The following is a 12,687-nucleotide window of genomic DNA, read 5'->3' on the forward strand; positions in this document are numbered from 1 at the left end:
TTAGTAGTAATAAGAAAGAAACTGAACAAAAAGGGGAAATTAAGAAGCTCTTAAATTTTCCCTGGAAGGATAACGTTGTCAATTTCATGAATAACGCCGTTGCGCTGCTTTGAATCTGCCACCACGATGGTTGCCGTATTTCCAAAGCTATCATTAAGAATGATATCTACACCTTTCATTGTTGCGGTAATTATACCTCCTTGAACCGTGGTAAAAGTTGCTTTCCCTTCACCCCTGCACATGGCCTTTAAAATTTTGGAAGCAGTTATATGGCCGGCAACGATATGGTACGTTAATAAATCTTTTAATTCTTTTCTGTTTTCAGGATCCAAAAGATATTCAACAGATTTTCCAGATATTTTTTGAAATGCTAAATCTGATGGTGCAAATACCGTAAAAGGCCCTGCATGATCAAGTAAGTCCTCCAAATCTGTAGCCTTCATTACCGCCAAAAGCGTTTGATGATTCTTAGAAGTGGCCGTAGAGTTAACTATAGATTTTTTAACTTCGGATTTTTTATACGTTGAATTTGATTTACTTACACTTTCTTGAGCAGTAAGTGAGATAAAAGAAGAGAATAGCACACAAGAAAGAACTTTAGTAAGGTATTTCATATAAATAAGGCAGGGAGTTGTTAAAGTAGTCGATTAACGGTTCAAATACTTCGACAAGTTACAACATATGAAATTTATCTTCTTATTTAAACCTCCTCTTATGTTAATTTTTAACAAATTATTAACAAATACTTGTGATTTTGGAATTCCAACATCCTTCTTAAATTTTCTAAATTTGAGATATACCCCACTATTATGCTACTCAAAAAAGTTAATATAGAAGAAAAACTGAGCAAAATACGCCCCGAAACGGACCATAAAAACCTAAGCGAATTATACCTTATTCTTAACAGGGATATAGAAAGCAGAGAAAAAATTGGGAATACCCTCCAAAATAAAAACAGTTCAGTCACTAACGCTTTTGGTCTTAATTTACTAGAAACAAACCGGATATACCATGTAGAGCAAATAAAGAAAATTTGTGTAGATTACAGGTTGCGTTTTTTAACATCCAATTATTTTAAAGGAGAAATTCCTGCGGAGGCCATAGCAGAAATAAAGCGGATTGAAGAAGCTCACAATATTGAATTAAAAGGTTTTAGAATTCTTGCGCCTTCCAAGCTCTTTAAATTAGAGGATAAGGACGACCCCGTATTATTTGCCCCCATAGGTAACAACTATTTTTATCTGATTCATAAATGGGGAAATGACCTTCACCCCCTAAGAAAATGGCTCATGTGGCCTTTTAAAAATATTGTAAACCTAATTTTACTCATAGTTCTTCTTAGTTTTTTTATGGCCCTATTGGTGCCTGAAGGTCTATTTTCAAAGAACAGCTCTAACGCTCAATTTTTTATTATTTTCTTTTTTATGTTCAAATGTTCTGCGTCGGTGGCTATTTTTTATGGGTTTGCATTGGGAAAAAACTTTAACCACGCCATTTGGAACAGTAAATTTTACAACGCTTAGCAGTGTATTATACATGATAAAAAAAGGGCATTCCACCAAATTATGGAATGCCCTTTAAACTTTTACAGGTGTGCTTAGTTTATAAATATAGCGGTTGGTATACCTGCTACATCTATACTGTTCAAAAATTTTGGTTCAGGAGCCGGCTTTACCAGCAAGAGCCCTCCTTTGTTCTCCCCGCTTTTCTTTTTGTACCCTATCAACAGTACATTGTTCTCCTCGTCATAGCTTACCATTGTTGTTTTTTCAACTTCAAATTCAAAATTAAGCTGAGTTTCCGTCATGAAATTTTCGTAAGCGTACAACACGGTTAAGTTTTTACCAAAATCATAAATAGCCGGTATTACTGGAAATATACTATGTGCCGTAGGTGTCATCTCATAGTACATCTTACCTTCCGTATCAAAATGCAAAGATGCAGATTTTGTGAAATTAGGTTCTTTTCCAACACCATAGCTGGTATGTGTTATAACAAGACTTACACTGTTCATTGTACTATGCAAATCATCATAACTAATGATAATATTATCATCCGGGTTTGTAAAAATTCGCCTTACATCAAAACCTACCAATTTACTATGAACAACAGCATTGGCATTAGCATCCATTACTGTAATAGAGTTTTCATCGGTCACATTATCATCAACGCCTAAAACAAAAAGCCGTTTGTTGGCATAAGCCAGTTCAATAGGTCTTTGGTCAAGTTTCACATCCAAAGAAGTTGTTTCTGAGGCAGACACGTTTAAAACACGTACATAAAACTCATCTACCGTAGGGCTTACATGAAGTTCGTATGCAATGTAGAGCATATCTCCTTTTCGTAAAATTGACTTTGCCGTAAGACTGCACGCCCCTAAATCTGAAAAAACTTGGTACGTTTTACTGCTATCATCGTTAAAGTCGTGAATTGATAACTCACCGCTACAATTGGATTTTTTATGATACGTGGTCAATACACTGTTTTCTTGAAACGAAAGGTCAGGCTCCATCATAGAAGCAAATTTACTCTTTTCCGGATTAATGGTAAGGGCATCATCTTCTACATTGAACAATGTTCCACTTAAATTTCCTTTGTTGTTAACGAGTAAGGTGTAGTCTGCTTGAACGCTTTTTTCTTCCTCTTTTTCGTTGCCAAGTGAGTCACTCTCAGTTTTGCTGCAACCCATAAGGACTAATAACGCCATAAGGGCATAAAATAGATTGTAGGTTTTCATCTGTTGCATTTTAATGTATCCTAAATGGCTTTTTCCAGCACCTGCCAGTTGAGCAAAAAAGGGCCTTTTTTAAATTCAAGTTTTGGGTCCTTGAATTTAAAAAACGCCCCCTTACATCATTTAAAATACTGGTTTAACAAAAGCTATACCGTAGCAACGTCATACATTTTATTACGTTGCTCCCGTAATGTCTTGTCAGACATATATTCATCAAACGATAAATATCTATCAATGTTGCCTTTTGGGGTCAACTCCACGATTCTATCGGCAACCGTCTCTGCAAAGTGATGATCATGGGTAGTAAACATGACCGTTCCCTTAAAATTCTTTAGGCTATTGTTAAATGCGGTAATACTCTCTAAGTCCAAGTGGTTAGTAGGCTCGTCCAACATAACTACGTTGGCTCTGAGCATCATCATTCTACTTAACATACAACGTACTTTTTCTCCTCCTGAAAGTACGGTACATTTTTTAAGGGCTTCTTCGCCACTAAAAAGCATTTTACCTAGAAAACCACGAATGTAGACTTCTTCCCTTTCCTCTTCGGTCTTTGCCCACTGTCTCAACCAGTCTACCAAACTTATATCCTCTGTAAAGAAATCAGAGTTGTCTGCAGGCAAATACGATTGTGTAGTAGTAATACCCCATTGAAAAGAACCTTTTTCAGCCTTCTTTTGACCATTTATAATCTCGTAAAAAGCCGTGGTTGCCCTAGAGTCACGAGAAATAACGGCAACCTTATCGCCTTTGGCCAAGTTTAGATTCACATTTTCAAAAAGCAAATCTCCATCTTCCGACTTTGCAGAAAGTCCTTCCACATTCAAAATTTGGTCACCAGCTTCACGCTCTCTTTCAAAAATAATGGCAGGATATCTTCTACTGGAAGGCTTTATATCTTCTACTTTAAGCTTAGAAAGCATTTTCTTTCTAGAAGTAGCTTGTTTACTTTTTGCAACGTTGGCACTAAAACGCGCAATAAATTCTTGCAATTCTTTTGCCTTTTCTTCGGCCTTCTTATTCTGTTGCGCTCTCTGGCGAGAAGCTAACTGGCTGCTTTCATACCAAAATGTATAGTTACCACTATACAGGTTCATTTTACCAAAATCAATATCGGCAATACTGGTACAGACCGAATCTAAAAAGTGTCTATCGTGAGAAACTACAATTACCGTGTTTTCATAATCTGCAAGGAAATTCTCCAACCAGTTGATAGTTTCATAATCCAGGTCATTGGTAGGCTCATCCATAATCAACACATCTGGATTTCCAAAAAGCGCCTGCGCCAGTAACACACGAACCTTAAGTTTTGAATCTATATCCGACATTAAGGTATAATGAAACTCTTCTGTTATTCCCAAATTTGATAATAAGGCCGCAGCGTTACTGTCTGCGTTCCAGCCGTTCATTTCTTCAAACTGAACCTGAAGCTCTCCAATTTTATCAGCATTTTCATCAGTATAATCCGCATAAAGGGCATCTATCTGCTGCTTTATAGAAAAAAGCGGCTTATTGCCCATAACAACGGCCTCAAGAACAGTAGACTCATCGTAAGCGTTGTGGTTCTGTTCCAAGATGGACATACGTTTACCAGGCTCAAGGTTTACATGACCCGAAGTTGGTTCTATTTGTCCAGATAAAACTTTTAAGAATGTAGATTTTCCCGCTCCATTTGCTCCAATTACCCCATAACAGTTACCCTGAGTAAAGGTTACGTTAACTTCATCGAAAAGGACTCTTTTTCCGAATTGTACGGATAGATTTGATACCGACAGCATAGCTTTCTTTTTAAAATTCGTGCAAAAATACAGAATTTTAATGGCCTAGACCAATAAACTTAAAAAGCATTCACTTTGTCTTAAACCTTAACTCAACCCTGTCATTTTTAACTCCCTATTAACAGCAAACTGCCACAGGGTTGTTTAATTTTGAACGTTACACAGTTAGCGATACCTATATGAATAGAAATTTACTCTATCTTTTTTTTCTTGTTCTAGGAAGTTGTGCTGCAGAAAAAAGCTCTCCTACTGTATTTTTTTCTGGAGAAATTGTTAATCCTACCAGCAATCATATTGTTCTATTAAAAGGAGACGTTGTTATTGATTCGGCAGAATTGGACGAGGACAACCGGTTTGCCTTTTCTCTGGATTCTATCTCAGAAGGCCTGTACCATTTTAATCATGACCCGGAATTACAATATGTCTACTTAGAACAAGGAGACAGCTTAGTGGTTCGCCTAAATACATCGGACTTTGATGAATCTTTGGTATTTTCAGGAGACGGAGAAGAACTCAATAATTTTCTTTTAGAAGTATTTTTGGCACATGAAGAAGAAGCAAGTGCCGTTCGCTCTATGTACCGATGGAATCCAACAGACTTTGAACGAGGCATTGACTCTTTAAAGCAACTAAAGTTAGATGTACTGGACGAAATTAAAAGTGAAGACAAGCTTTCTAAAAATGAGCTTAAGATCGCTAGCGCCAGTGTAAACTACAACTACAACACCTACAAAGAGGAATACCCGTTTAAACACAAAAGGCTTACAGGAAAGGAAATACTAAAAAAGCTTCCTTCTAATTTTTACGACTACAGAAAAGATTTGGTTTTTGATGATAAGGATTTAACCTATTTAAGGCCTTATTATAATTTTATGATCAACCATATTGGTAATATGTCTTTCATGACTTGCTCACATGCATGCAGCATAAAAAATAATGTAGTTCGTAATCAGCTTCATTTTAACAAACACAAGCTTCACCTTATAGATAGCCTAGTCCAGGAAAAAGAACTAAAGGACAATCTTTTTAGATATGTGGCATTTGATTATTTGTTGAAGGTTCATGACTCCGAAAAAAACAACGAAGAATTTATTAGCGGTTTCAGAGAGTTGAGCAACAACAATAGGCATATGAATGAAATAGATGCTTTGTACGAAGGCATTAAAAACATTCAACCTAAAAAAGAAATTCCCAATGTAGCGGTTACGAGCACAAACGGCACCACACTTACTATGAGAGAGATTGCCGCCAAGAACAATAAAACGGTTTTCTATTTTTGGTCCGCCACGGATAGGATGCATTTTGAGAACATAAAAAGAAGAATTGAACATCTCTCTGCTAAAAAACCTGAATATTCTTACGTAGGCATCAATATAAAAACTAATGAATCTAACTGGAAGGCTATGTTAGAGATGTCCGGCTTGGATCAATCAAAACAATACCGGTCTTCAGATTTTGAAGAGTTAACCAAGTCACTTATTATATACCCGTTAAACAAGTGTATCATAACAGATGACAAGGTCATTGTAGATGCGTTCGCAAATGTCTATACCTCTTTTTAATTTAGATTACCACACATAAAATATTTGTATAAAAAAAAGGGATGCTAAATAGCATCCCTTTTTTACTTTATATTAAACAGCGAGATTAGTTCCCCTTGTTGTAATCTGCTAAGAATTTCTCCAAACCACTATCCGTTAATGGGTGTTTTAGAAGTCCAGTAATAGAAGATAGACCACTGGTCATAACATCCGCACCAACTTTAGCACAATCAATTACGTGCATTGTATGACGAATAGAAGCTGCCAAAATCTGAGTTTCGAACGCGTAGTTGTCATAGATGTGTCTTATTTCTGCAATTAGGTTAAGACCATCCGTAGAAATATCATCCAATCTACCTATGAAAGGAGAAACATATGTAGCTCCCGCTTTAGCTGCCAACAAAGCTTGTCCTGCAGAAAATACTAAAGTACAGTTGGTTTTGATTCCCTTATCGGAAAAATATTTAAGTGCCTTAACACCATCTTTGATCATTGGAATTTTCACTACAATTTGCTCATGTAGCTCAGCCAATTCCTCACCTTCTTTCACCATCTCGTCAAAAGTTGTTGAAATTACCTCGGCAGAAACATCACCATCAACAATGTTACAGATATCTACGTAATGCTTTAATATATTATTTCTTCCAGTAATGCCTTCTTTGGCCATAAGAGAAGGGTTGGTAGTTACACCATCAAGAACCCCAAGTTCCTGTGCTTCCCGTATTTGATCCAAATTAGCTGTGTCTATAAAAAATTTCATTTTCTAGAGTTTATTAGGTTTAATATTAGAGATATACAAAGTTTTGCGGAATCTTAAATTCCCAAGAAACAAAATTACAACTTATAATGGTTTAGCAAGAGTTTCTCGTATACTTTATCTGGCAAAATTCGCTTGAGTACCACAGAAAATTTCTGCAATGGCGAACCTACGTTGTAATGCACTTTGGGCTTCTTGTTTTCAATGATTTCAAAAACCTTTTTAGCAACTGCAATAGGATCATCTCCGTTAGATACATCTTCGTTCATCATCTTCAATGTATTCCCATACGGCTCCTTATAGGGCGAATTGTCTAAAACAGGTGAATGATAACGTCCCGCTGCAATATTTGTAGCAAAATCTCCTGGGGCCAAAGTAGCCACCTTTACTCCAAACCCTTTGGTTTCCATGCGTAAAGCTTCGGTGAGGATGGAAAGTGCGCTTTTTGTGGCGGAATAAACTCCGCGATACGGCAAGCCCATATACCCGGCTATGGAGGTTATATTTATTATCACTCCTCCTTCTTGTTTTCGCATTTGGGGCAATACAGCTTGGGCCACTCTAAGCGGGCCATACACATTAGTATCAAAAGCTTTTTGTACTTCATCTGGAGGCGTTTCTTCCAAAGGACCAGTAATTCCCACCCCTGCATTGTTCACCAGCACATCGATCCTTCCTTCAGCAGCTATGACTTGATTTACAGCAGAAACGATACTCTCATTATCCGTAACATTAAGTTGAAGTAAATCAAATACTTCAAAATCCTGATGTCTAGCCAAATTTCTGGTAGTTCCATAAACTTTAAACCCTTTAGACTTGAGATACAACCCAATGGACTTTCCTATACCTGAAGAACCCCCGGTAATCAATACTATTTTTTGCTCCATAAGGGTGCAAAATAACAATAATATAGTGTAGTAGAAAAGAAATTAAACCTTGAAGAAGCAGTGAAACAGAAACTTAACAAATGCCCTTATAATTTGAAGAATTTAGAGCAAAAAAAAATCGGCAAGCTACCTACATCGCACCGCTACAACCGTATACCCTTGCTGCGTTCCCACCCTGGGGGATTCTACAGGAGCTGGTCGTGTAGGACTTGCCGACTGCAAATATACAACCTTTTGTTTCTTTCGCAATCGTTTTACATTCTAATTTTTATATGAACAATTTGTTTTGAGTTCGCTATTTTTGTGCAACTAAAAAATGCCTGTAAATCAGGCTAAACCAAATTTAATCTTGTAATGACAACTTTAAAGTTTTTCCCGTTTTGCTTTTTTTTAATGCTTTTTATGGCCTGTGGAGGTGATAATTCTCCCTCTTCCCTATTCGAAATTCAACTAGAAGGAAACAGTAAAAGCTTTCAGCAAAACCAAAATGTAGCGGTTTTCATCAAAAACAAAAAGAATAAAACCATTGAAAGTGTTACGTATGCAATTGATGGTAAAGAGGTTCCCGTTAATGATGGCAAAATTTCACTGAACATGCCCCATTTAGGAGATAAAACAATTACGGCAACCGTTTCCTATGACGATGCCTCAGTCGAGATTTCCAAGCATCTAAAACTCCTGGCGCCAAATGCTCCAGAAATTTACACCTACAAGATACTAAACGAGTACCCCCACGATAACAAAGCTTATACACAGGGTCTTGAATTTTATAACGACACACTTTACGAGAGCACAGGAAAAAAAGGAAGATCCTCTTTACGAAAAGTAGATTTTAAATCAGGAGAAGTATTACAACAGGTAGATTTGGACCAAACCTATTTTGGAGAGGGCATTACTATTCTCAACAATAAAATCTACATGCTTACGTGGCGCAGTGGTCTTGGCTTTATCTATGATTTAAAGACGTTGGATAAAATTGACAATTTTCAGTTTGGAGAAAGTAAAGAAGGTTGGGGATTGACAAACGATGGAAAAAAACTCTTTAAAAGTGATGGCACAGAAAAAATATGGTTCTTAAACCCGGAAACTTTGGTTGAAGAAGGTCATATAGAAACCGTGACCAACAAATCTATAAATGACAGTGCCAACGAATTGGAATATGTAGATGGAAAAATATATGCCAATGTATATCAAAAACCAAGTGTTATGATCATTGATGCCAATAGCGGTGCTATTGAAGGCGTTATCAATTTTGGTGGGCTTAGCAGTAAGGTTACACACCACGCTACATGGAGCGATACGGATAATGTTTTAAACGGTATAGCATATCATCCCGAGAGGCAGACATTTTTTGTTACCGGGAAAGAATGGGACAAGATGTTTGAGGTGAAAATCCAAAAAAAATAAATGCAGAGTTATCAAAAAACGATTACCGTAAAGGAAGACGATTTAGATGACCTTGACCATGTAAACAATGTACGGTACGTTCAATGGATGCAGGATATATCTAAAGAACATTGGATGAAAGCTGCTCCAGAAGAAATGCGCAAAGGAATTATTTGGGTGGTAATGACACATCATATCACCTACAAAAGTGCTGCAGTTCTAGGTGATGTTATTGAAATGAGCACATACATTCAAAAAAGCAAAGGTGCCGTTTCCGTAAGAATTGTAGAAATGCACAATAAGAAGACCAAAGAACTGTTAGTAAAATCAAGTACAGAATGGTGTCTGTTAAATGCCGAAACATACAGACCTATGCGCATATCGGATGAAATCAAAGATTTTTTTACCCGTTCATAGCCCAGTGTTGTCAATCTATAATTTCGCAATTAGAAAAAATGGTTTGAAAACAGCTTTAAAAGTAGATATTTAGACAAAAGATATGAGGCAATACTTAATGACAATAGCACTACTTGCCTTATTTATATCCACTGGGTCTTGCCGTAAAGATTTTGAATACGCACCAAGTAACGGAAACCTTGAATTCTCAAAAGACACCGTTTTTTTGGATACTATTTTTTCCAATATTGGCAGCAGCACATACAGTTTAAAAGTATACAACCGTAGTAAAGATGATATTTCTATCCCCTTCATAGGATTAAAGCAAGGGGAAACAAGTTCTTACCACCTAAATGTTGATGGTGTTGCCGGGACAACTTTTTCGGACATTCCCCTAATGGCCAAAGACAGTCTCTATATTTTTATCGAAGCTACTGTAACCCTTCAAAATACAAATCAATTTTTATACACGGATATATTACAATTTGACCAAGGCAGCAACAGTCAACAAATCCCTCTGGTTACTTTAGTGCAAGACGCAATATTTCTCTATCCCAATAGAAATAGTAAAGGAGAAAAAGAAATGGTCGTAATTGATGTAGATGCAGATGGAAATAATATAAGCGCTCCCGGCTTTGAGCTTAAAAACGACCAATTACACTTTACCAATGAAAAGCCTTATGTCATTTACGGGTTTGCCGTAGTTCCCAGCGAACAGCAACTAATTTTAGACCCTGGCGCGCGAGTGTTTTTTCATCAAAACTCCGGAATAGCAGTACGCCCTAAAGCTAGCCTGAAGATCAATGGCGCCATAAGTTCAGATCAAGAGCTATTAGAGAACGAAGTTATTTTTGAAGGAGACCGTTTGGAACCTGAATATGGTAATGTGGCCGGACAATGGCAAGGGATTCGTTTAGAGGCGGGCAGCAGCAACAATACCATTAATTATCTCACCCTTAAAAATGCTACGGTTGGTATTTTTGCCCAGGGTGAGTCTTCATTATCCTCCCCTACCTTAACTATTGAAAATTCTCAAATTTACAATAGCTCCAAAATAAATCTATGGGGAAAAACAGCGTCTATTGAAGCTAAGAACCTCGCTTTGGGCAGTGCCGGAAACAGTTCTCTTTATTGCAACTTAGGAGGAAGCTATTCATTTACGCACACCACAATTGCCAATTATTGGACGGAAAGCTATAGACCTAACGCTGCATTGACCATAAACAATTTTGAACCTGACGGGCAAAATAATTCAAATGGGGCAGATTTAATAAAAGCCGATTTTAAAAATTGTATCATTGACGGAAATGGCGATTTTGAAATTTCCCACGGTTCTAATGGCTCAAATGCCTATAATTTTCTATTCAGTTCTTGTCTTATTACGGTGAATAAAAACAACATTCCATCCAACTCCGGAGAATTGTACCAATTTGAAGATGATATAACATATAAAAATAGTCTTATAAATGGGCTGCCCGAGTTTGAAGATACCCAAAAGAACAACTTCAGATTAACATCTACTTCCGAGGCCCTCAACATTGGGGACAAAGCAGATGCACTTACTATTCCTTTGGACATCTTAGGAACAGAGCGTACAGAGTCTCCTGACCTAGGAGCTTACGAATTTTTTGAATTGGACTAAAACATATACAGTCTTAATTAGTTAAGCCCCTGTTCAACCAGAATAAATCTCTTAAATCAATATGCTACAACTCAGTTTTTACCTACAAAAAAAATAAGACAAGTGTACTACAAAGTTGTTTGAACAAGTACTAATTAACGATTTGGTCAAAATTTAACATAAAAATGTAATCTTTTTCCTTCAAATACAAATAAAACCTTTATATTCCAAATAAAAACCCCAAATATTGTGGGGAATATCTTTATAGCTATGTAACTTACTGTCACTAATTTGCATCAAAATAATGTGTCTTGGAATATACTTACACCATAATAGATTCAGATGCGACTTCAAATTTGCAATTACAGCACTATTTGGAGGATTATGGTGACTTCACCTGTGCCGGTCTGGCGCAGAACAGTACGGATGGCATTAATACAATTTTAAAATACTCCCCAGATGTAGTTTTCATAAATTTGAACGAGAGTGCTTACGAGTATTTTCATATGGTTATGGAGCTTCATCAATACATAAATGAGCTTCCTATTATAATAGGCATATCCAATAGTAAGGATTACGCCTACGATGCCATTAAAAACGGTTTTTTTGACTATTGGCTAAAACCATATAATGAGTTTGATATTAGGAAATCTATACTACGTCTTAAAAAGCAAGTTCCTGCAAAAGCAGAACCCCAAACCCTTTGTTTAAAATCATATCGAGATTTTCAGTATATAAATACAGACGACATTCTTTATCTTCAGGCAGACAACAATTCTACAGAGTTTGTCATGAAGGATGGAACAATAAATAACGCCTACAAAACGTTAAAAACCTTCGAAAATCAACTGCCTAAAAATTTTGTAAGAATACACCAGAGTTATATTGTGAACACCAACTTTATTTCTCGTATTAGTTATGGCAAATCTTACTGCACTTTAAAGCAAACAAAAATGCAGTTACCTTTTTCTAAATCTTATAGACAGAACATTGATGGCCTTAAAGATTTATTGTCAAAAAACACAATTTCAGCCCTTAATTAATTAAATTCTATTGAAACTCACCCGTTTACTCTCAAAACTGGTGCTTTTACTACTACATTTTTTCAGTTAGTTAATATGCTGTTAAACAATAATAGTTTAGCAGTGTAAGAAATAACAACAACCCCCTAAAACTGGTTTAATTATGAAAAAAGTAGCAAGCATTTTAGCATTAACGATTATGTCATTTGGAGTAATCTCATGTGAAACCGAAACAGATTCAGCTTATGATGTAAACGTTGATTCTTCTGTTGACGGTGATGATGTGCCAACCGATAGACGTGGTTCTTCCGTAGATGGTGATGATGTTCCAACAGACAGACGCGGTTCTTCAGTAGACGGTGACGATGTGCCAACCGATAGACGCGGTTCTTCCGTAGATGGTGATGATGTTCCAACAGACAGACGTGGTTCTTCCGTAGATGGTGACGATGTTCCAACAGACAGACGCGGTTCTTCAGTAGACGGTGACGATGTACCAACCGACAGACGTGGTTCTTCAGTAGACGGTGACGATGTACCAACCGACAGACGCGGTTCTTCAGTA

12 protein-coding genes and 1 other RNA gene are annotated in these 12,687 nt (G+C 36.8%); 7 read left to right on the forward strand and 6 right to left on the reverse strand.

Going from position 1 to position 12,687, the window contains the following annotated elements:
• Window positions 1-50: 50 nt before the first annotated feature.
• Entirely contained in the window at window positions 51-614 is a 564-nt protein-coding gene (locus tag KO513_RS17630; RefSeq protein ID WP_215914553.1) for a fasciclin domain-containing protein, read from the reverse strand.
• 195 nt (window positions 615-809) lie between these two features.
• On the opposite strand from KO513_RS17630, the gene KO513_RS17635 reads away from it, so the two are divergent.
• Window positions 810-1,523 (forward strand): hypothetical protein, encoded by a 714-nt coding sequence (locus tag KO513_RS17635; RefSeq protein WP_215914554.1) that lies wholly within the window; start codon window positions 810-812, stop codon window positions 1,521-1,523.
• A 74-nt stretch (window positions 1,524-1,597) separates the two neighbouring features.
• Here the strand turns inward: KO513_RS17635 and KO513_RS17640 are convergent, their stop codons facing one another.
• Together KO513_RS17640 and KO513_RS17645 are read right to left on the reverse strand one after the other, a co-directional pair.
• Window positions 1,598-2,737, reverse strand: coding sequence for a hypothetical protein (locus KO513_RS17640; protein ID WP_215914555.1), 1,140 nt, complete (start codon window positions 2,735-2,737; stop codon window positions 1,598-1,600).
• Between the two features lie 143 nt (window positions 2,738-2,880).
• The gene (locus tag KO513_RS17645) at window positions 2,881-4,512 is read right to left on the reverse strand and encodes an ABC-F family ATP-binding cassette domain-containing protein (protein WP_215914556.1); all 1,632 of its coding nucleotides are present in this window, start codon (window positions 4,510-4,512) and stop codon (window positions 2,881-2,883) included.
• A gap of 179 nt (window positions 4,513-4,691) precedes the next feature.
• On the opposite strand from KO513_RS17645, the gene KO513_RS17650 reads away from it, so the two are divergent.
• On the forward strand, window positions 4,692-6,074 hold the full coding sequence (locus tag KO513_RS17650; protein ID WP_215914557.1) for a transaldolase: 1,383 nt from the start codon (window positions 4,692-4,694) through the stop codon (window positions 6,072-6,074).
• A gap of 85 nt (window positions 6,075-6,159) precedes the next feature.
• On the opposite strand, the gene fsa is transcribed toward KO513_RS17650, so the two are convergent.
• From fsa to ffs, 3 genes are all read right to left on the reverse strand, one after another.
• Window positions 6,160-6,813, reverse strand: coding sequence for a fructose-6-phosphate aldolase (gene fsa / locus KO513_RS17655; RefSeq protein WP_215439096.1), 654 nt, complete (start codon window positions 6,811-6,813; stop codon window positions 6,160-6,162).
• 74 nt (window positions 6,814-6,887) lie between these two features.
• Window positions 6,888-7,697, reverse strand: coding sequence for an SDR family oxidoreductase (locus KO513_RS17660; RefSeq protein WP_215914558.1), 810 nt, complete (start codon window positions 7,695-7,697; stop codon window positions 6,888-6,890).
• A 116-nt stretch (window positions 7,698-7,813) separates the two neighbouring features.
• Window positions 7,814-7,912: signal recognition particle sRNA small type (ffs, locus tag KO513_RS17665), an RNA gene on the reverse strand.
• A gap of 139 nt (window positions 7,913-8,051) precedes the next feature.
• Between ffs and KO513_RS17670 the strand changes: the two genes are divergently transcribed.
• From KO513_RS17670 to KO513_RS17690, 5 genes are all read left to right on the forward strand, one after another.
• Entirely contained in the window at window positions 8,052-9,104 is a 1,053-nt protein-coding gene (locus tag KO513_RS17670) for a glutaminyl-peptide cyclotransferase (RefSeq protein ID WP_215914559.1), read from the forward strand.
• A complete protein-coding gene (locus KO513_RS17675) occupies window positions 9,105-9,500 on the forward strand; it encodes an acyl-CoA thioesterase (RefSeq protein ID WP_215914560.1) in 396 nt (131 codons plus the stop codon).
• An 82-nt stretch (window positions 9,501-9,582) separates the two neighbouring features.
• A complete protein-coding gene (locus tag KO513_RS17680) occupies window positions 9,583-11,121 on the forward strand; it encodes a hypothetical protein (protein ID WP_215914561.1) in 1,539 nt (512 codons plus the stop codon).
• 290 nt (window positions 11,122-11,411) lie between these two features.
• Complete coding sequence (locus KO513_RS17685) at window positions 11,412-12,143, forward strand: LytR/AlgR family response regulator transcription factor (protein WP_215439086.1); 732 nt, start codon at window positions 11,412-11,414, stop codon at window positions 12,141-12,143.
• Window positions 12,144-12,285: 142 nt separating this feature from the next.
• On the forward strand, window positions 12,286-12,687 hold a 402-nt coding region (locus KO513_RS17690; protein ID WP_215914562.1), incomplete at its 3' end, for a hypothetical protein.

Origin of the sequence: Zobellia sp. B3R18 (assembly GCF_018860715.1) — a bacterium.
GTDB classification, from domain to species: domain Bacteria; phylum Bacteroidota; class Bacteroidia; order Flavobacteriales; family Flavobacteriaceae; genus Zobellia; species Zobellia russellii.